Here is a 19,909-nt window from a genome sequence, read left to right as displayed (position 1 = left end):
TTTTTCGCCGGATCCCGTTTTCTTTGTGGTTTATTGGCGTTGCCCCGCACAGGGGCAGTGCTAATAAACCAATACGAAAACGGGATCCGGCGAAACAAAAACCTAACCCTCAACAATCCCATCATCCCGCGCGGGTAACGAGCCGCTATGATCCTTCAGACCGACACCTGTGAGCTTCAACCTGCGCGCTTCATTCAACAGCCACATCAGCCTGAAGGCCGCATTCTCGTAATCGAGTCCTTCGGGCCGCACGTTCGAGATGCAGTTGCGCTCGGCATCGTGGCGCCCGGCGCGCGGCGCGTAAGTCACATAAAGCCCGAGGCTGTCGGGCGAACTGAGTCCCGGCCGCTCGCCGATCATCACGACGACGATCCTCGCCCGTAAAAGCTCACCGATGCGATCGCCCAGCGCGACACGCGCCTGCGTCGCGATCACGACGGGCGCCACCTTCCAGCCGTCGAATGTTCCGCGCAGACACATAAGCAACGGTGCGACATGACGTTGCGCAGCAAAAGCCGACAAGCCATCGGCGGCGACGAAGACGAGTTCGGGCGGATCGTCGGTCGCGGCGGAGTGCGCGCTCAAACGGGCAACGCTCGCCTCGTCGAGCATGCGGCCGAGATCCGGGCGACGCAGATAATGATCGCGATCCGGCGCGGCGCTTTGCACGTCCAGCGTCTCGAAACCGGCGGCGCGCAGTGTCGCGCCCAGCGCGGCCGTATCGAGCGGCTGATGCACCGCGTCGCGCGCCTGGGCATGCGCCAGTTCGAACGCGAGCAAGGGCGCGGTCGGCAGACTGCTGCCCGCGCGGCCGAGCGCGATGCGCGCGTTGGTGAAGCGCCGCAGCGCGTTCCATGCGTCGGCGTCCGTCATGAGTCGATCCATTCGAGCAGAGGTTGCGCGGGCGCCGCGAGAAGGCTGCCGTGACCATCGGTGACGCGCATCTTCGCAAGCCATGCTTCGAACTCCGGCGCGCGCTTCAGGTTCAGCACGCGGCGGATGTAGAGCGCGTCATGAAACGACGTGCTCTGGTAGTTGAGCATGACATCGTCCGCGCCCGGCACGCCCATGATGAAGTTGACGTTCGCCACGCCGAGCAGCGTGAGCAGCGTGTCCATGTCGTCCTGATCCGCTTCGGCGTGATTGGTGTAGCAGATGTCGCAGCCCATCGGCACACCGAGCAGCTTGCCGCAGAAGTGATCTTCGAGTCCGGCGCGGATGATCTGCCGGCCATCGAAAAGATACTCCGGGCCGATGAAGCCGACCACCGTGTTCGTCAGAAGCGGTCTGAAGCGCCGCGCGAGCGCGTATGCGCGCGCTTCGCACGTTTGCTGATCGAGCCCGTGATGCGCATTCGCCGACAGTGCGCTGCCTTGTCCCGTCTCGAAGTACATGACATTGTCGCCAACTGTGCCGCGCCGAAGCGACAGCGCCGCATCGTGCGCTTCCTCCAGCAGCCCGAGCGATACGCCGAAGCTCGCGTTCGCCCGCTCGGTGCCCGCGACCGACTGAAACACGAGATCGACGGGCGCGCCTTGCTCGATCGCCGCGAGCGTGTTGGTGACGTGCGTGAGAATGCACGATTGCATCGGCACGTCGTAGCGCTGGCGGAAGTCGTCCATCATCGCCAGCAACTTGCCGATGGCGGCGGGCGAATCCGAGGCGGGATTCACGCCGATGACCGCATCGCCGCAGCCGTAAAGGAGGCCGTCGAGCATGGATGCGGCAATGCCCTTCGGATCGTCGGTCGGGTGATTCGGCTGCAGGCGCACCGACAGATGTCCGGGCAATCCGATGGTCGTGCGAAAGCGGGTGACGACCGGGCGCTTCCTGGAAGCGAGAATCAGGTCCTGGTTGCGCATCAGCTTGGAAACGGCCGCGGCCATTTCCGGCGTGACGCCCATGGTGATGCTTTCGAGCGCGGCGGTGTCGGTGCTGTCGGCGAGCAGCCACTCGCGGAATTCGCCGACGGTCAGATGCGCGATCGGTGCGAAGGCCTCGCGCGAGTGCGTATCGACGATCAGGCGCGTGACTTCGTCGTCTTCATAGGGGATGAGCGGCTCGTCGAGAAACGCGGCGAGCGGCACCTGCGCGAGCGCCATTTTCGCGGCGACGCGCTCTTCCTCCGTCGCCGCGGCGACGCCCGCGAGTTCGTCGCCGGAGCGGCGCGGGCTGGCACGCGCGAGCAGCGTCTTCAGATCGTCGAAGCGGTAGCGGCGCGCGCCGATCGTCTCGTGATAGCTCATCGCTTCCCCCGGATGGATCGATTGATGCACTTTAGCCGCTTCGCGCGCGCCGCGCCGCGCTCAAAAATGCGCCGTCGGGCCGAAATCCGCCTGCATGCGATAATTTTCCGCTTGATTCAGCCAAAACCCGCCCGCAGCCCGTGAAAAACCTGCTCGTTTCCATCGATCGTCTGAGCGATTTCGACGAAATCGTCGACGTCCGCACGCCGCTCGAATTCGCCGAAGACCGCATTCCCGGCGCGATCAACGCGCCCGTGCTCAGCAACGAGGAGCGCGTGATCGTCGGGACGATGTACAAGCAGGTGTCGCCGTTCGAGGCGACGCGCGTCGGCGCGGCGATGGTCGCGCGCAACATCGCAACGCATCTCGACACGATCTTCGCCGGCAAGCCGCGCAACTGGCGGCCGCTCGTCTATTGCTGGCGCGGAGGAAAACGCTCGGGCTCGATGACGACGTGGCTCAACATGATCGGCTGGCAGGCGCGCCAACTCGACGGCGGCTACAAAAGCTACCGGCGCGACGTGATCGAGCGGCTCGGCACGCTGCCCGGGCGGTTTCGCTATATCGCACTGATCGGCCATACCGGCAGCGGCAAGACGCGGCTATTGCAGGCGCTCGACTCGGCGGGCGCGCAGACGCTCGATCTGGAAGCGCTCGCGGCGCATCGCGGATCGCTGCTCGGCGCGCTGCCGGGGCGCGCGCAGCCGTCGCAAAAAGCATTCGATTCGGCGCTCGTGCACGCGCTCTCGGGTTTCGATCCCGCCAAGCCGGTTTTCGTCGAGGCGGAAGGGCGGCGCATCGGCTCGATCACGATGCCCGATGCCGTGCTCGACAATCTGCACGTGGCGTCGTGCGTGCAGGTGGAAGCGCGCCGCGAGGACCGCATCGCGTTTCTGTTGCAGGACTACGGCCATCTCTTCGACGATCCCGCGTTCTTCAAGGCGCAGTTGACGAAGCTCGTCGCACTGCATAGCCGCGAGCGCGTGGCGCACTGGCATCGGCTGATCGATGAGAACGCGCGCGCCGCGCTCTTTGCCGAACTGATCGACCACCATTACGATCCCGCGTACCGGCGCAGCAATCAGGCGCTCTACACGCAATTGCCGCACGCGGCGCACGTGCTGTTCCGTCCGAACGACGCCGACAACATCGAGCAGGCGAAGGCCCTTCTCGCGCAACTTGCCGAGACGACGCCCGCGCTCGGCTGACCCATTTTCACCCCACGAAACAAAAAATTATGACCACGCTCCGACAACCGCGCGTCGCCCTCGGCTGGATGGTGTTCCTGCTGATCGCCGTCGCAGGCCTCTTCTACGTGAAATGGTTTCCCTACTACAACCGCGCGTTCGTCGCGGCGAGCCAGCATTCGATCGGTAAGTCAATTTTGATGGGCACGTCCGCCAGCGCGCCGGAACCTTCATGGCAAGCTGCGCTCGACTACGCGATGGCCTACGGCAAAGCGATCTGGCAGGCCATGGTGCTCGGCCTGCTGCTCGGCTCCGCGGTGCAGGCGCTGATTCCGCCGCGCTGGGTCGCGCGGGCGCTCGGCGAGCACAATTTCGGCAGCGTCGTGAATGGCGGCCTCATGTCCTTGCCGGGAATGATGTGCACGTGCTGCGCGGCGCCGGTCGTCGCGGGCCTGCGCGCGCGCGAGGCGGCGCCGGGCGCGGCTGTCGCGTTCTGGCTCGGCAATACGGTGCTCAATCCGGCGGCGCTGGTCTTCATGGGCTTCGTGCTCGGCTGGCAATGGACCGGTTTGCGCCTCGTGCTCGGCGTTCTGATGGTGTTCGGCCTTGGCTACGCGGTGAACCGCATGGTGACGCCGGCGCAGGCGGCAGCGTCGCGTCAGGCGCTCGCGAAGCTGATCGAAGAAGACGAGCCCGGCACTGCGTTCTCCCGCTGGGTCAAGATCCTCGGCCGCATGACCTTGCGGCTCGTGCCGGAGTACATCGTGCTCGTGCTGCTGCTCGGCGCGGCGCGCGCGTGGCTCTTTCCGCACATCGGGCCGGATATCGGCAATGGCATGCTGTGGATCGCCGCATTTGCCGTCGCGGGCACGCTTTTCGTGATTCCGACGGCGGGCGAGGTGCCCATCATTCAGGCGATGCTGTCGCTCGGCATGGCGACGGGCCCGGCCGGCGCGCTCCTGATGACGCTGCCGCCCGTCAGCGTGCCGTCGCTCGCGATGCTCGCGCGGTCGTTTCCTCCACGCGTGCTCGCGTTCGTGGCGGCCGCGGTGGTGGTGTTCGGGATCGTGGGCGGGCTGATCGCGGCGGCGTGGTTCTGAGCGGGCGGGCTTCGCGCGTCAGTGAATCGCGGCTCCCGCCCGGATCAGCAACTTGAACGGGAGCGCGAGCAGCATCGTGCCGCCGACGCCCGCCATCCACAGCGCGACGAACCAGAAAATCTTCCGTGCGCGTTCAGTGGTAATGATGTTCGCCATGACGTACCTTTCCCCTGAAGACCCAATAACCGAACGTCGTATAAGCGACGATCACGGGCAGGATCACCGCCGCGCCGATGATCGTGAAGAGCTGGCTCGAACGGGGCGCGGCCACGTCCCAGATCGACACGCCGGGGAAAATCTCGTGCGGTGAAATGCTCGCGACGAGTCCCGCGTAGCCGAGCAGCACGAAGCCGAGCGCCACCGCGAACGGACGCTTCTCGTGACGCGACTGAATCGAGCGGCGCATCGCCCATGCACAAGCCGCGACGAGCACCGGCACCGGCAGCAGGCGGTAGAACAGCGGCGAATCGAACCAGCGCGACGCGATGCCCGCATCCTGCAGCGGCGTCCAGACGCTGACCACCGCGATCGTCGCGAGCTGCAAAAGCGTCAGCGGCCATACCACGCGATACATCCGCCGCTGCAGATCGCCTTCGGTTTTCGCGATCAGCCAGCACGCGCCGAGCAGCGCATACGTGACGACGAGCGCGCCGCCCGTGAAGATCGAGAAGGGCGAGAACCAGCCGAAGGGATCGCCGGCGAAACGGCCATCGGCGACGGGAATGCCGCCCAGGAACGCGCCGAGCGCCACGCCCTGAAAGAAGGTCGCGCCCGCCGATCCGCCGATGAACGCGAGATCCCACATGGGCTTCGTGCGCTGCGCCTTCGCGCGGATCTCGAACGACACGCCGCGGAAGATCAGGCACACGAGCATCAGCACGAGCGGCAGATAAAGCGCGGACAGCACGGTCGAGTAGACCATCGGGAAGGCGGCGAAGAGTCCCGCGCCGCCGAGCACGAGCCAGGTCTCGTTGCCGTCCCAGACGGGTGCGACGGTGTTCATCATCACGTCGCGATCACGCTGGTCGGGGAAGAACGGAAAGAGAATGCCGATGCCGAGATCGAAGCCGTCGAGCACCACGTAGAGGAAAAGACCGAACGCGATGATCGCGGCCCAGGCGAGTGTGAGGTCCATATACTTAGGCTCCTTCGATGGACTGATGCGGAAGGCTGAGCGGCCGGCGCGCGCTGCCGTCGGATGTGGGCGTGTGCGACCCCGGCAACGCGGGACCGTGACGCAGCAGCTTGAGCAAGTAGTAGATGCCGGTGCCGAACACGATCGTGTAGACGATGACGAACGCGAGCAGCGACACGCCGACTTGCTGCGCGGTGACCGGCGACACGGCATCGGCCGTGCGCATCACGCCGTACACGACCCACGGCTGGCGCCCGGCTTCGGTCGTGACCCAGCCCGCGAGCAGCGTGATGAATCCGGTCGGGCCCATCGCCAGTGCAAAGCGATGGAACCAGCGCGCATCGAACAGCCTGCGCTTGCGATGCAGCCACCACGCGGCAACCGACATCACGATCATCAGCACGCCGAGACCCGCCATCACGCGAAAGCTCCAGAACACGAGCGTCGAATTCGGGCGGTCCTGCTTGGGAAACTCCTTCAGTCCGCGAATCTCGCCGTCCCAGCTATGCGTGAGGATCAAGCTGCCGAGATGCGGAATCGATACGGCGTACTTCGTGGTTTCGGCTTCCATGTCGGGAATGCCGAAGAGATTGAGCGCGGTGCCGCCTTTCTCGGTGTCCCAGATGCCTTCGATCGCCGCGATCTTGGCCGGCTGATGTTCGCGCGTGTTCAGGCCGTGGGCGTCGCCGACGAGCGCCTGGACCGGCGTCAATGCGAGCAGCAGCCAGAGCGACATCGAAAACATCTTTCTGATGGCCGGATCGCGCCGGCCTTTGAGCAGATGCCACGCGCCGGTAGCGGCGACGACGAGCGCCGCGACGATGAACGCCGCAATCGCCATATGCGCGAGCCGGTACGGGAAGGACGGGTTGAAGATGATCGCCCACCAGTCCACCGGCACCACATGGTCGCCTTCGATGCGAAAGCCCTGCGGCGTCTGCATCCAGCTATTGGACGCGAGAATCCAGAACGTGGAGATGATCGTCCCGATGGCGACCATCAGCGTCGCACCGAAGTGCGCCTTCGGACCCACCTTGTTCCAGCCGAACAGCATGATGCCGAGGAAGCCCGCTTCGAGGAAGAAGGCGGTCATCACTTCGTACGTGAGCAGCGGCCCGGTGATGGGACCGGCGAAGCTCGAAAAGCCGCCCCAGTTGGTGCCGAATTCGTACGCCATCACGACGCCCGACACGACGCCCATGCCGAATGCGACAGCAAAGACCTTCGACCAGAAAAGACACAGCTCCTTGTAGACCGGCTTGCCGGTTTTGAGCCAGGCGCCCTCGAGCACCGCGATGAAACTCGCGAGTCCGATGGAAAGCGCAGGAAATATGATGTGGAAAGAGACGGTAAACGCGAACTGGATCCGCGCCAGATCGAGTGCTTCGGGAGTCGAATGCATGATGACTTGTGCCTTGAAGTTCACACCAGACGTGTAACGGGGCGGAGCTTAGCGCTATTTCGAGAAAGTGTTGCGCTGCGTCAGTGAATGTGCATTGCGCGCAAATGCCGCGGTTTCAAGGGGTTAGCGGTGCTATGAGGTTGATTCCTCGATTATTTCGGGGCGACGGCATAGTGCAGTGCGGCACGAGCGCGCACACGCTTTCGCGACAATCGACCGCACTGATCGCACGCCGCACGATGAAGCGCTGAGAAACAACTTTTACGTTGAAGCGGCACGAGACGTGCGGCGGGCGCGGGTACCATAATGGCTTTTGACCACGCGCACCGCGCGGGTAGGAGAAGCATCATGCGCCTCGATGACCAGCCAGAAAGTCAGAACGTAGAAGACCGGCGCGGCGGAGGCGGCTTGCGCATCGGCGGCGGGTCGCTCGGCATCGGGACGATCATCGTGGCGCTTGCAGCGTCGTATTTCTTCGGCATCAATCCGATGACGATCATCAACGGCGCGCAAGTCTTGCAGGGCAACGCGCCGCAACAACAGGCCGCGCCGCGCAACGCGCAGCCCGCCAACGATCCCGGCGCCGTGTTCGTGCGCCGCGTGCTCGGCAACACGGAACAGACGTGGCAGCACATCTTCCGGGCGCAATTGAATCAGGATTATCCGGCGCCCAGGCTCGTGATGTTCTCGGGCGCGACGCAGACCGCGTGCGGTACGGGACAGTCGGCGATGGGCCCCTTCTATTGTCCCGGCGACCGCAAGGTGTATATCGATCTTTCGTTTTATCGCGAGTTGCGCGACCGCTTCGGCGCGGGCGGCGACTTTGCGCAGGCGTACGTGATCGCGCATGAAGTCGGGCATCACGTGCAGAACGTGCTCGGCATCATGGGTAAGGTCGATCAGGCGCGCTCGCGGATGACGCGCGAGCAGGCGAATGGGCTGTCGGTGCGCGTCGAGTTGCAGGCGGACTGCTTCGCGGGCGTCTGGGCGGCGGTCGCGCAACGCGACAACGCGAAGCTGATCGAACCGGGCGATTTCGAGCAAGGGCTGAACGCGGCTGCCGCGATTGGCGATGATCGTCTGCAGCAGCAGTCGCAAGGGCGTGTCGTGCCCGAAGCGTTCACGCACGGCACGAGCGCGCAGCGCCAGCGCTGGCTGCGGCGCGGCATGTCGTCGGGCGACGTCGGCCAGTGCGACACCTTCTCGGCGCGCTCGCTCTGATCGTCATCGCGCGCGGCGACGGGCATGCCCGATTGGACTATTCTGGAACCGTCGCCGCGTCCGCTTACGCACGACGCTTACAAACGCTGACAGTGCCTTTGTCTCAAATTCATTAGAATCGCTGGTTTTCCGGTCCTGGCACAGCGTGTTGCTGTGCCGAAACATGCACCGGAGCATTCCCGTACCATCCATGAAGCGAATTCTGATCGTCAAAGTCACGTCGCTCGGCGATATCGTCGAGACGCTCCCGGTCGTGTCCGATCTGCGGCGCGCGTTTCCGTCCGCCAAAATCGACTGGGCAGCGGACGCCGCCTTCGCCGATATCATCCGCTGGAATCCGGGCGTCGACCGCGTGCTGAGCGCACCGCTGCGCAAGTTCAAGAAGGCGCGCAGCTGGAACGATCTCAAGGAGATCGCGGCGTCGATCGGCGAGTTGCGGGCAGAGAAGTACGACGTTATCGTCGATATTCACGGCGTGTACAAGAGCGCGATCATTGCGTTCATCGCCCGTGGGCGGCGGCGCTACGGCTACCAGAATCAGGATCTCGGCGAGCGCGGCGCGGCGTTCGCGTACAACGCGCGCTTCGGCCCTCGGCCGCTCACCGACGCGTGGCGCGGCATGCGCGTGAGTGTCGCCGACGCACTCGGCTATCAACTCGACGACACGCCGGACTACAACATTCGCCTTCCGGCTCTCACACGCGAACTGAATATTCCGCGTGACGCGCGTTTTGCGATGCTTTTTCACGCGACGTCGGCAGATGTGAAGAAGTGGCCGAAGGAGCATTGGGGCGAGGTGGGCCGCTGGCTCGCCGCACGTGGTTACTCGATCGCGCTGCCGTGGGGCACGGAACGCGAGCAGGGCGAAGCGCAAGCCATTGCAGCGCTCGTGCCGGGCGCCGTCGTTCTGCCGAAGCTATCCGTAGTCGAATGCGCGCACTGGATTCAGGCGTCGGAACTCGTTGTCGGCACGGACACCGGGCTCGTGCATCTCGCGCATGCGCTGCAGCGTCGCACGGTCATGCTGTTCGCCGCGACCTCGCGCGAACATTTCGGCGTAGACGATCCGGGGCGTTCCATTTCGGTCGGCGAAGAGGGCGCGCCACCCGATGTGCCGCAAGTACTCGCCGCGATCGAGAGCGTGACGAATGCGCGCTCCACGCCGCTCTCTCGTTCAGCCGAGTCCGGCGCGACGATTCGCTGAGAACGCATTCGCATCAAAACGTTTATGCGCATAAACCGGCGGCCGCCGCTAACCGGTAGGAAGTCCATTTGGCGATAAAAACCTAAGTGCGCCAACGTAAAATTTGCCAGGCGGCACTTGACGGCAAACTCGGCAAGCACGACGATTGCGAAAAACTTAAGAATCGTCCGAAAGATGACCGCCGAAACCGCCGTGGACGCGCGCCAGTCGCTGGTGCGCCTTGAAGCTTCCGAGATTCCGCTCAACGCCTGCCTCGAATGGCCGATCGTCGCCGCCGATGGCGCCCTGCTCTTCGATGCGGGCGCCACCGTGCCCGACACTCACTCGCTCGAATTCATGTTCCGCCATTTCGAGCCGCACCGCGCGCTCCGGGAGCCGGCACCGAGCGTGGCTGAAGACGACGCCGTCAAGGACGGACCGCTGACGCTCGAAGACATCGGTCTCACCATCGGCGCGCGGGTCGGGTTGCGCGGCACCGGCGGTACGGGCTCCGCAATGTACGCGAGCCGGGTGATCGGATTCTCGACGCCGCGTCGCAATGGAGAGCGCTCGCTATTCGTGACGCAACCGTTGATGGCCGGGTTCGATCCGCTCGATTTGACGCTCGGCGAGCAAGTCGATCTGGTCGCGCTCACGGGGCGGGGCGTGTTCCGCTTCGCCTGTACCGTCGATGCCACCTGTCGCGAGCCGTTCAACTACGCGGTGCTGTCCGCGCCGGGCGCGATCCGCAGATTGCGCACGCGCAAATTCGCGCGCATGCCGACGCGGCTTGCCGCGCACTTTGTGGCCGATGGTGAGCCGCAGACTGCGCGGCAACTGGGCCGTGTCAGCGACATCAGCCCTTACGGGATGTCCTTGACCGTCGCCAATCCCGCCGCGCAAGTGGGCGGTCGTCTGCACCTCGCGTTTCAGTTCAAGACCGATGGAGTCGACGTGAAGATCGACACCATCGCGATCGTGCGTCATGTGGGCTCGACCGATCCCGTCGACGGCAGTGCGGCCTACGGGCTCGAGTTCGAATCGCTCGAACCGGCGCAGCGCATCGCGTTGAAATCGTTCATGGCCGAGCACAGCTAGGCTCGCGCGCGACCGACCGCGAAGGCGGTTCAGACCCCCGGAAAGCCGTCCGGAAAGAGCCGCTCGACGGCCGCCTCGAAATGCTGGATCGGCGCGGCGCCGCGCAGCGCGATCGGCGGCGGCGGTTCCTGGCCGGGCGCGGCCTCTCGCGAGAGCACCGCGAACGGCACGCCGCTCACGCCCAGCTTCTTCGCGAACTCTTCATCTTCGATCACGAGATCGGTGTACGTGCCGTCATCGAGCGCTTCTTCGAGCATCTCCGGATCGACACCGCAGGTTGCCGCGATGTCGAGCAGCGAGTCCGTGTCGCCAATATCGATGCCTTCCTCGAAATACGCCTTGAAGATCGCCCGATGCACGAGATCGAAGCGGCCGGATTCACGCGCGAACATGGCCGTCTCGAAGGCCTTGCGGCTGCGCGGCGTGACCGGCGGCAAGCGCATCGTCACGCCGCGTTCTTCCGCGAGCGGACGGACCGAGTTTTCCCAGGACTCGACGATCTTCTCGTCGTTCGGATCGACCAGCGGCGCGGGCTCGGGGCGCAACTCGAACGCGTGCCAGCGGATCTCGACCGCATCGCCGTAGGCATTGCGGAACTGATCGAGCACGGGCGTCTCGAGATAGCAGAACGGACACACGAAGTCCGACCAGACGTCGATGTAAAGGACAGACGTGGATGCCATGTAAGCCTCAAAAACGAACGGCGCGTGTGCGCCGTTTAACTGAACCGGGCGAACGCCACGAGACGGCGGCGTCCGCAAAACCGGTATGTTAGCGCGTGCCGACCGCAGGCGCGCGCATGCCCGATGTATCAGAAGCCGCCGTCCATCTCGATCTTGCTGCCATCGAAGAATCGTGACAGGCGAAACGCGCGCGGATCGACGAGCGGTGCGTCGTTGGCGACGAGGTCCGCCATCAGCCTGCCCGCAGCCGGCCCGATGCCGAAGCCGTGCCCCGAGAAGCCCGTCGCGATGAAGAGCCCGCGCTTTTCGTCGACGGCGGAGATGACCGGCACGGCATCCGGCGTCACGTCGATGTATCCGGCCCACGCCTGTTCGATGCGCAGTCCGGCAAGCGCCGGAAAGAGCGCGCGGAACTCCGTGACCGCGGCCTTGTTGAAGGCCTCGACGGGCGCGGGATCGAGTGTGCGCGAGGTCTCGAAGACGGTCGGCCGATCGAGCGGCCAGCGGCGCGGCCGGCGCAATTCCTCGAAGAACCGCGCATTCAGTGCGAGCTTGGTCGAGCCGAACTGGCTTTTCAGCGCAGGCAGGAACTTCGTGAACAGGCGAAAACTGTCCGGCGTGATGTCGTGATAGCTATGAAACGCGTTGGCGATCGTGTAGCCGCCGTCGAGACGCTTGCGGTATCCCATCTCCTGATTGCATGCGCTCACGTCGGGGCCATTCTCCAGCGGCGACGTGCGCATCACCGATGAGCGCACCATGAGTTGCGGCACATCCACGCCGATGCTGCCGGCGAAATATCGCGTCCATGCGCCGCCCGCGACGACCACGCTCCCGCACGCGATGCGTCCGTACTCAGTGACGACGCCGCTGATCGCGCCGCCGTTCGTCTCGATGCCGCGCACCGCGCAGGGCGTCAGCACTTTCACGCCGCGTTCGCGCAATGCGACGGCCATCGCAGGCACGGCGCGTTGCGGCTCGGCGCGGCCATCGCTCGGGGTGTAGATGCCGCCCGCGAAGCGCCGCGCGGCGCCCGACATCAACGTGCCGGTCTCATCCGGCGAAACGATGCGCGAATCGAGCGCGTCGCGGCCGACGAGCGCCACGGCGCGCGCGAGCCATGCTTCGTGATCGGCGAGCGCTTTCGCATCGTCGGCGGCGTAGAGGATGCCGCATTGGCGAAACCCTGTGTCGATGCCGAGTTCGGCATCGATGTGTCGCCAGAGCTTGAGGCTTTCCAGACTCAGCTCGAGCTCGCGCAAGTCGCGGTGCGTCGCGCGGCACCAGCCCCAGTTGCGGCTCGACTGCTCGCCGGCGATGTACCCCTTTTCACATACGGCGACAGACAGGCCTTTCTCGATTAGCGCACGCGCGGTGCTGATGCCGATGACGCCGCCGCCTACGATGACGACATCGACGTGACTGGGAAGCGTGCGATCTTCGGGGATGCGTTCGGTGGGTGGACCCATGTGAGGTGGTGTTCGTTATCGTGTGGTTGCGGCGTGTCGATCCGCGGGTCAGAGGATGCTAAGTGAAGCAAGCGCTTTTGACCATACGAATGAAATCGACCAGCGGCAGCCGGACCCCGAGAATCCTCGCTGCACAAGGCAAAGCGGGCGGCATAGTCCGAACGCCATAGGCCGGTGCGCAAGCTCTCTGCGCCCGCTGGCGCGATCCGCTACGATGCAAGCGACGCGCTCGGAGCGTGCCGGTCCGGGCACGGCGCATGCGAATTACCAAGACGTGCATTACGCGTGCGCCGACATCGCGCGGCGCCGTTCATCGCAGTTCCACTTCATCTTCTGGAAAACTCTCGTGCAAAAGACAGCATCGGCAAAATGGAGCGGCGGCATCAAGGACGGCAAGGGTTTCATCTCGACGCAAACCGGCGTGCTCAACGAAGCGCCGTACGGCTTCAAATCGCGCTTCGAGGAAGGTCCGGGCACGAATCCGGAAGAACTGATCGGCGCGGCGCATGCGGGCTGCTTCACGATGGCGCTTTCGCTGCAACTGGAGATGGCCGGCATGAAGGCCGAGAGCCTCGAAACGAAATCGACGGTCACGCTGGAAAAAGACGGCGAAGGCTTCACGATCACCGCCTGCCAGCTCGATCTGAAGGCGAAGATTCCCGGCGCGGATAAAGCCGCCTTCGACAAGGCCGCGCAGGCCGCGAAAGAAGGCTGTCCGGTGTCGAAGCTCTTCGCGGGTAACGCGAAGATCACGCTGAACGCGGAACTCGTGTCGTAATCGGGCGGGCAGTCGGACAGAAATGCAAAGGCGCGGACGGGCACATCACCCGTCCGCGTTTTTTACGCGCGTCAGTTCTTCGATGACGAGGCGCGCGGGCGCCGGCAGCGTCGCGCCTTTCCTCGTCACGACGCCATACGGCTCCGTGCGCGATCGCACGGCGATTGCGAGCCGCCTTGCAAGTCCGTGATCGGCGAGAAAGCTCGCCATATCGAGCGGCATCATCGCGACGAGCGTGGGGTCGCGTTGCAGCAACAGGACGGTGGTGATGGTCGATGCCGTCTCGATCGGATGCAACGGCAGCGGCAGGCCCGCTTCCTTGAACTCGCGCTCGCAGAGGCTGCGGATCGGCATGATGGCCGGATAGACGATCCATCGGCTGGACGCCAGTTCGCTCAGTTCGACTCGCGGCGCATCGACGAGCGCATGCGCGACGCCCGCGACGATCGCGAGCGGCTCATCTCGCAATTCGACGTAGTGATATTGATCCGGCTGGCGCGCGACGCTCGCCCGGCAGATCGCGACATCCAGTCTGCCCTGATCGAGCAGGGCCAGAAGCCGGGCGCTCGTGTCTTCGACCACTTCGACGGTAAGCAGAGGCTGACGCTCGCGCAGGCGCGCGAGCGCATCGACGAGCACGCCCGAGACCGCACCCGTGATCGCGCCGATCGCGAGCCGCCCGCCCGTGCCTTGCAGAATCCCCGCCATTTCCTCGCGCAGGTGCGCAACGTCCATGTGAATCAGCCGCGCATAGCGGATCACGCAGCGACCGAGTTCGTTGGGCTGGATGCCTTGCGGCGAACGCGTAAAGAGCGTTGCGCCCAGCGTGGCTTCGATTTCGCGCAGCGACTTCGTGGCGCCTGGCTGCGTGAGCGCCATTTCGTCGGCGGCGCGATGAAGCGATCCATGATCGTCGAGGGCGATCAGGAGGCGCAGTTGCTTGAGCCGCAGGCGCGCGGCGATGGAATCGGCATTCGGCAGCATGGCTGAGAGCGGCTAGGGGACTACGAGAAGATAACTGAAAGTTATCACCCAGGCAGCAGCTTTCATTATCCAGGCGTGAGCCGCTTCTCTACATTGTGGGCTTCTGTCCAACCGTCAAGGAAACACCGACTCATGAAGCTGCTTAGATACGGCGCGCCCGGCCGGGAAAAGCCCGGCATTCTCGATTCCAGCGGCGCGATCCGCGACCTGTCCGGCGTAATCGGCGATATTGCGGGCGACGCGCTGCTGCCCGAATCGCTCGCGCGCCTCGCGAAGCTCAATGTGTCGACGCTGCCGGTCGTGCCTTCGGGCGAGCGCATCGGCCCGTGCGTCGGGCGCATCGGCAAGTTCATCTGCATCGGGCTGAACTATGCCGATCATGCGGCGGAATCGAATCTGCCCGTGCCCACCGAGCCGGTCGTGTTCAACAAGTGGCTGTCGGCGGTCGTCGGCCCCAACGACGACGTGCGCATTCCGCGCGGCTCGAAGAAGACCGACTGGGAAGTGGAACTGGGCGTCGTGATTGGCAAAGGCGGCGCATACATCGAGGAAGCCGATGCGATGAGCCACGTCGCCGGTTATTGCGTGATCAACGACGTGTCCGAGCGCGAGTATCAGATCGAGCGCGGCGGCACCTGGGACAAGGGCAAGGGCTGCGACACGTTCGGCCCGATCGGGCCGTGGCTCGTCACCGCCGACGAAGTGCCCGATCCGCATAAGCTGCCGCTCTGGCTCGAAGTCGATGGCAAGCGCTATCAGAACGGCAACACCAGCACGATGATCTTCAAGGTCGGCGAAATCGTGTCCTATCTGTCGCGCTTCATGAGCCTGCAACCGGGCGATGTCATCTCGACGGGCACGCCGCCGGGCGTCGGCATGGGACAGAAGCCCGAAGCGGTCTATCTGCGCGCCGGGCAGACCATGCGCCTTGGCATCGAAGGGCTCGGCGAACAACGGCAACGGACGGTCGACGCATGAACCAGTACGACTTCACGAATCGCGCGGCCGTGGTGACGGGCGGCGCGCAAGGCATCGGCTACGCGGTGGCGGAGCGTCTGCGAGAAGGCGGCGCACGCGTCGCGCTGTGGGACCGCGATGAAGGCGCGCTGTCCGAGGCGCGGGTCTGTCTGGGCGATGTAGAGACCATGCACGTCGATCTGACCGATCGCGATGCGGTCGCCAACGCCACTTCGCGCACGCTGGATCGCTTCGGCAAGATCGACGTCCTCGTGCACAGCGCAGGCATCGCGGGCGCGAACGCGACGGTCGCCGACTACGCGCCGGAAGAATGGTCGCGCGTGATCGACGTCGATCTGAACGCCGCGTTTCACGTCAATCAGGCAGTCGTCAGGACGATGATCGCGCGCGGCTACGGACGCATCGTCAATATCGCGTCGATTGCGGGCAAGGAGGGCAATCCGAACGCATCGGCGTACAGCGCGGCGAAAGCGGGCGTGATCGCATTGACGAAGAGTCTCGGCAAGGAAACCGCGGGCCTCGATATCGCGGTGAACGCCGTGACGCCGGCCGCCGCGCGCACGAAGATTTTCGATCAGATGAAGCAGGAGCATATCGACTACATGTTGTCGAAGATTCCGCGCGGGCGCTTCGTCGAAGTGAAGGAGATCGCGGCGATGGTTGCATTCCTGGCGTCGTCGGAAAATTCGTTCACGACGGGCGCGGTGTTCGACTTGTCCGGAGGACGCGCGACTTACTGATAGCGGATAGCGTCGCACCCGACACAAGATCGAAGGCACGTGGATTGCATAGCCGCGCCGCGCGACTTCGCTCCGGTCCACCGCGAAGTGTTCGGGCGCTTCGTGCCGCTTTTCGTCGCGTGCTTCGTGTTCTCGTAGTCAGAAGGGCGACGAACTCGTTCGCCGCCCTTTGGTTCGATCACATCTCTTTCCCGCAACGCCTCCCGCAAGGCGGCGTGACCGACGGCGAGGCGCACGGCCGCAATCGGCACCTCCGCCGGTTCGCGCGCTGTCCGGCGGGCGTGCCGGCGCGAGGAGCAAGTCTCTCGAGTTTCCCGGCATAACCGACCGTGCACACGGGCGAACGCGCCACGCCGCGTTTTCGCTATCATGCCGATGGGTCTGCGGCCCCTTGTCACGGCAGTCACTTCGCACGCCCGGCGCCCGAGCGGGTCCGATTCATTCGGCGCGATTTGCAGACCTTGCGGCCACATCGCATTGAGCCGACGATCCCATTCACCCGATCCGCCCGGAGCGCCGATGAAACTCAAGCTGGACTGGACCCTCGCCACCCCGATTCTCGCGCTCGTCGTGCTGGCCGCCGCCGCGTTCATCCACAGCACCGTGATGATCGTGCTCGCGGCGATTGCGCTCGCGTTCGCCGTGTTCGCGGCCGTGCATCACGCGGAAGTGGTGGCGCACCGCGTCGGCGAGCCGTTCGGCACGCTGGTGCTCGCCATCGCGGTCACGGTGATCGAGGTCGCGCTGATCGTCTCGGTGATGCTCTCCGGCGGCCCCGAAAAAGCCGGACTGCCCCGCGATACCGTGTTCGCCGCGATCATGATCTGCAGTGGCGCGATCGTCGGCTTGTGTCTGCTGATCGGCGGCTTGCGGCATCACGTTCAGGACTTTCAACTGCAGGGCGCGGCGGCCGCGCTCGCGATTCTCTGCGCGCTTTCCGTGCTCACGCTCGTTTTGCCGAATTTCACGAGCACGGTCGTCGGTCCTGCGCTGTCCACATCGCAACTGATTTTCGTCGGCGTGATCTCGCTCGTGCTGTATGTGACGTTCGTGTTCGTGCAGACGATCCGCCATCGCGATTACTTCCTGCCGTTCACCCCGCCCGTCGCCGCCGGCGCGCACGACGAAGACGACGCGCCGCACGCGCCCCCGCCGAGCAACGGCGAGGCGTGGCTTGCGCTCGGTTTTCTGATGTTGTCGCTCGTGTCGGTGGTCGGCCTCGCGAAGCTTCTTTCGCCGGCGGTCGAGGCGGGCGTCGCGGCGGCGGGCGCGCCCGAAGCCGTGGTCGGCATCGTGATCGCCGCGCTCGTGCTCCTGCCCGAAGGCCTGGCCGCCGTGCGCGCGGCACGCCTGAACCGGCTGCAGACGAGCCTGAATCTCGCGCTCGGCTCGGCGCTCGCGAGCATCGGCCTGACGATTCCGACGGTCGCGGTCGTGTCCATCGTCATCGGCCAGCCGATTTCGCTCGGGCTCGCGCCCAAGGAAATCGTCATGCTGGCGCTGACGCTGCTCGTGTCCGTCATCACGCTCGGCACCGGGCGCTCGACGGTCCTGCAAGGCGTCGTGCATCTCGTGATATTTGCGACTTTCCTGTTTCTTTCGGTCGTGCCTTGACCGGCGTCGTGCGGCCAATCGTGTGCTTTTGTTACCATTCACGGTTTTTCGCGCGTTCGCGCGCGATGGTTCGCCGTCTCATCGAAAGTCCAGAAGGAAAAGCATGTCATTCAAGAAGTCCGCATCATTGGCGGTGCTGGCCGCACTCGCCGCTGTGTCATTCTCGGCGCACGCCAAAGAGATCACGCAAATCCGCTTCGCCGTCGATCCCTCCTATCCCCCGTTCGAATCCAAGCAGGCCGACGGCAAACTCGCCGGTTTCGACATCGACCTCGGCAATGCGCTTTGCGCGCAGATGAAGGTCAAGTGCGTGTGGGTCGAAAACAATTTCGACGGCATGATTCCCGGCCTGAAGGCCCGCAAGTTCGACGCCGTCTTGTCCGACATGGGCATCACCGAAGAGCGCCTCAAGCAGATCGATTTCACCGAGCCGCTCTACGACACTCACGCGCAACTCGTCGCGCGCGCCGGCTCGGGCATTCTGCCGACGCCTCAATCGCTCAAGGGCAAGCGCGTGGGCGTCGAGCAGGGCACGGTGCAGGAGCGTTACGCGAAGGTGAAGTGGGAGCCGCAGGGCGTGACGGTCGTGCCGTACGGCGATCAGGAACAGGTCGAGGCGGATCTCGTCGCGGGCCGTATCGACGCAATGTTTACCGACGCCGCGCAAGCCGCCATCGGCTTTCTGAAGAAGCCGCAAGGCAAGCCGTTCGCGCTCGTCGGGCCGATCGTGGAGGATAAGGCGATCATCGGTCCGGGCACGGCCATCGGGCTGCGCAAGGGCGACGCCGATCTGAAGAACGGCCTGAACAACGCGTTCGTCGAAATCAGGAAGAACGGCACGTTCAAGCGCATCATGGCGAAGTACTTCGAGACGGATATCTCGATCCACTAATCGCCGTCCGACGCATTCGACCGCAAAGGCATCGCTCGCGATGCCTTTTCTTTTCGACGAGAGAACTTTCGCAGATGCAGATTCATCACCATCCGCTCGTCGGTGCGTCGCTGGGCACCGGGCGGGCGATCACGAGCTATCGGTTCGGTCCGCAGGACGGCGATTTGCCCAAAGGTTTATATCCAGGCGTCGCTGCATGCGGACGAATTGCCCGGCATGGTCGTCGCGTGGATTCTCAAGCAGCACTTTGCCGGATTGGAAGCCGCGGGACGTCTGGGTGCGCGCGTGGTGCTCGTGCCGGTCGCGAATCCGGCGGGCCTGAATCAGCACTGGTTCGGCGCGCAGATGGGCCGCTTCGAGATGCGCTCGGGTCAGGACTTCAACCGGCGCTTTCCCGAGTTCGGCGCCGGACTCGCGTTGCAACTGAAAGACCGTCTCGCCGATGACGAAGCGCACAACGCGCGCGTGATCCGCGCGGCGCTTTCCGATGCGCTCGCGGCGCGCCGGCCCGCGACCGAACTGGAGTCGCAGCGCCTCGAACTGATGAAGCTCGCGTGCGATGCGGATCTCGTCATCGACCTTCATTGCGACTGGGAAGCCGTTGCGCATCTTTATACGACGCCTGACGCGTGGCCCGCGATCGAGCCGCTCGCGCGCTATCTCGGCAGCGAGGCGCAGTTGCTCGCGGACGTGTCGGGCGGCGAGCCGTTCGACGAGGCGTGCACGGCGGCGTGGCGCTATCTGCGCGGCGCGTTCGAAGATCGTTTCCCGATTCCGATGGCCACGCGCTCCGTCACGCTCGAACTGCGCGGCGTGCGCGACGTGTCGCACGACATGGCTGCGCGCGATGCTCAGGCCATCGTCGATTATCTGACGCATATCGGCATGATCGCGGGCGAGGCGCAGGAACCGCCGCCGCTGCGTCATCGCGCGACCCCACTCGCCGGATGCGAATACGTGCACGCGCCGGTGTCGGGCGTCATTCTGCATCGGCGGGATATCGGCGAGACGGTGCGCGCGGGCGACGTCATCGCCGACGTGCTCGACCCGCTCGATGACCGGCTCGTGCCGCTCGTCGCGCAGACCGAGGGCGTGCTGTACGCGCGGCACTGGACACGTTTCGCGACGGCGGGAATGCTGGTCGCGCGCATCGCGGGCGACGGCGCGGCGCGGCAGGGCGACTTGCTCGTGCCCTAGCG

Annotated in this window: 18 protein-coding genes and 1 pseudogene; 11 read left to right on the top strand and 8 right to left on the bottom strand. The window is 64.9% G+C overall.

Annotated features, from left to right (window positions below; genetic code table 11):
- Window positions 1-102 precede the first annotated feature (102 nt).
- A complete protein-coding gene (gene eutC, locus NCR38_RS17965; RefSeq protein ID WP_061116052.1) occupies window positions 103-873 on the bottom strand; it encodes an ethanolamine ammonia-lyase subunit EutC in 771 nt (256 codons plus the stop codon).
- Entirely contained in the window at window positions 870-2,246 is a 1,377-nt protein-coding gene (locus tag NCR38_RS17960; RefSeq protein WP_061116051.1) for an ethanolamine ammonia-lyase subunit EutB, read from the bottom strand. Before NCR38_RS17960 ends, eutC begins: the two co-directional genes overlap by 4 nt.
- Before the next feature lie 140 nt (window positions 2,247-2,386).
- Between NCR38_RS17960 and mnmH the strand changes: the two genes are divergently transcribed.
- The gene (gene mnmH / locus NCR38_RS17955; protein WP_061115661.1) at window positions 2,387-3,454 is read left to right on the top strand and encodes a tRNA 2-selenouridine(34) synthase MnmH; all 1,068 of its coding nucleotides are present in this window, start codon (window positions 2,387-2,389) and stop codon (window positions 3,452-3,454) included.
- Between the two features lie 26 nt (window positions 3,455-3,480).
- On the top strand, window positions 3,481-4,533 hold the full coding sequence (locus NCR38_RS17950) for a permease (protein WP_061115662.1): 1,053 nt from the start codon (window positions 3,481-3,483) through the stop codon (window positions 4,531-4,533).
- Between the two features lie 18 nt (window positions 4,534-4,551).
- On the opposite strand, the gene NCR38_RS17945 is transcribed toward NCR38_RS17950, so the two are convergent.
- The 3 genes from NCR38_RS17945 to NCR38_RS17935 are packed head-to-tail and all read right to left on the bottom strand — an operon-like array spanning window position 4,552 to window position 7,070.
- Window positions 4,552-4,689, bottom strand: coding sequence for a hypothetical protein (locus NCR38_RS17945; protein ID WP_250477438.1), 138 nt, complete (start codon window positions 4,687-4,689; stop codon window positions 4,552-4,554).
- A complete protein-coding gene (cydB, locus tag NCR38_RS17940; RefSeq protein ID WP_061115663.1) occupies window positions 4,667-5,668 on the bottom strand; it encodes a cytochrome d ubiquinol oxidase subunit II in 1,002 nt (333 codons plus the stop codon). The genes NCR38_RS17945 and cydB overlap by 23 nt, the downstream gene beginning before the upstream one ends.
- A gap of 4 nt (window positions 5,669-5,672) precedes the next feature.
- On the bottom strand, window positions 5,673-7,070 hold the full coding sequence (locus NCR38_RS17935) for a cytochrome ubiquinol oxidase subunit I (RefSeq protein WP_061115664.1): 1,398 nt from the start codon (window positions 7,068-7,070) through the stop codon (window positions 5,673-5,675).
- A gap of 348 nt (window positions 7,071-7,418) precedes the next feature.
- Between NCR38_RS17935 and NCR38_RS17930 the strand changes: the two genes are divergently transcribed.
- The 3 genes from NCR38_RS17930 to NCR38_RS17920 all read left to right on the top strand — a co-directional run bounded on the left by NCR38_RS17930 (window position 7,419) and on the right by NCR38_RS17920 (window position 10,572).
- Window positions 7,419-8,291: a neutral zinc metallopeptidase gene (locus NCR38_RS17930; protein WP_061115665.1), complete on the top strand. Its 873-nt coding sequence runs from the start codon at window positions 7,419-7,421 to the stop codon at window positions 8,289-8,291.
- 190 nt (window positions 8,292-8,481) lie between these two features.
- The gene (gene waaC / locus NCR38_RS17925; RefSeq protein ID WP_061115666.1) at window positions 8,482-9,495 is read left to right on the top strand and encodes a lipopolysaccharide heptosyltransferase I; all 1,014 of its coding nucleotides are present in this window, start codon (window positions 8,482-8,484) and stop codon (window positions 9,493-9,495) included.
- 174 nt (window positions 9,496-9,669) lie between these two features.
- On the top strand, window positions 9,670-10,572 hold the full coding sequence (locus NCR38_RS17920; RefSeq protein WP_061115667.1) for a flagellar brake protein: 903 nt from the start codon (window positions 9,670-9,672) through the stop codon (window positions 10,570-10,572).
- A gap of 29 nt (window positions 10,573-10,601) precedes the next feature.
- On the opposite strand, the gene NCR38_RS17915 is transcribed toward NCR38_RS17920, so the two are convergent.
- Entirely contained in the window at window positions 10,602-11,255 is a 654-nt protein-coding gene (locus NCR38_RS17915) for a DsbA family protein (RefSeq protein WP_250477437.1), read from the bottom strand.
- Window positions 11,256-11,383: 128 nt separating this feature from the next.
- Window positions 11,384-12,724, bottom strand: coding sequence for an FAD-binding oxidoreductase (locus NCR38_RS17910; protein ID WP_061115669.1), 1,341 nt, complete (start codon window positions 12,722-12,724; stop codon window positions 11,384-11,386).
- A gap of 346 nt (window positions 12,725-13,070) precedes the next feature.
- On the opposite strand from NCR38_RS17910, the gene NCR38_RS17905 reads away from it, so the two are divergent.
- Complete coding sequence (locus tag NCR38_RS17905; RefSeq protein ID WP_061116053.1) at window positions 13,071-13,502, top strand: OsmC family protein; 432 nt, start codon at window positions 13,071-13,073, stop codon at window positions 13,500-13,502.
- Window positions 13,503-13,547: 45 nt separating this feature from the next.
- Here NCR38_RS17905 and NCR38_RS17900 read toward each other — a convergent pair whose 3' ends face one another.
- The gene (locus NCR38_RS17900; protein WP_061115670.1) at window positions 13,548-14,486 is read right to left on the bottom strand and encodes a LysR family transcriptional regulator; all 939 of its coding nucleotides are present in this window, start codon (window positions 14,484-14,486) and stop codon (window positions 13,548-13,550) included.
- A 132-nt stretch (window positions 14,487-14,618) separates the two neighbouring features.
- Here NCR38_RS17900 and NCR38_RS17895 point away from each other — a divergent pair, with 132 nt between their 5' ends.
- The 5 genes and pseudogenes from NCR38_RS17895 (at window position 14,619) to NCR38_RS17875 (ending at window position 19,907) form a co-directional block, all read left to right on the top strand.
- Window positions 14,619-15,464 (top strand): fumarylacetoacetate hydrolase family protein, encoded by an 846-nt coding sequence (locus NCR38_RS17895; protein WP_061115671.1) that lies wholly within the window; start codon window positions 14,619-14,621, stop codon window positions 15,462-15,464.
- The gene (locus NCR38_RS17890; RefSeq protein WP_061115672.1) at window positions 15,461-16,204 is read left to right on the top strand and encodes an SDR family NAD(P)-dependent oxidoreductase; all 744 of its coding nucleotides are present in this window, start codon (window positions 15,461-15,463) and stop codon (window positions 16,202-16,204) included. The genes NCR38_RS17895 and NCR38_RS17890 overlap by 4 nt, the downstream gene beginning before the upstream one ends.
- Window positions 16,205-16,723: 519 nt before the next feature.
- The gene (locus tag NCR38_RS17885; protein ID WP_061115673.1) at window positions 16,724-17,818 is read left to right on the top strand and encodes a calcium:proton antiporter; all 1,095 of its coding nucleotides are present in this window, start codon (window positions 16,724-16,726) and stop codon (window positions 17,816-17,818) included.
- A 103-nt stretch (window positions 17,819-17,921) separates the two neighbouring features.
- Window positions 17,922-18,710 (top strand): ABC transporter substrate-binding protein, encoded by a 789-nt coding sequence (locus NCR38_RS17880; protein ID WP_061115674.1) that lies wholly within the window; start codon window positions 17,922-17,924, stop codon window positions 18,708-18,710.
- A gap of 74 nt (window positions 18,711-18,784) precedes the next feature.
- Window positions 18,785-19,907, top strand: a pseudogene (locus tag NCR38_RS17875) (succinylglutamate desuccinylase/aspartoacylase family protein).
- Window positions 19,908-19,909 lie beyond the last annotated feature (2 nt).

This window comes from Caballeronia sp. INML1 (genome assembly GCF_023631085.1).
Taxonomy (GTDB): Bacteria; Pseudomonadota; Gammaproteobacteria; order Burkholderiales; family Burkholderiaceae; genus Caballeronia; species Caballeronia turbans.
The sequence above is the reverse complement of the archived record's forward strand: the minus strand, read 5'-3'. Positions and strand labels throughout refer to the sequence as shown.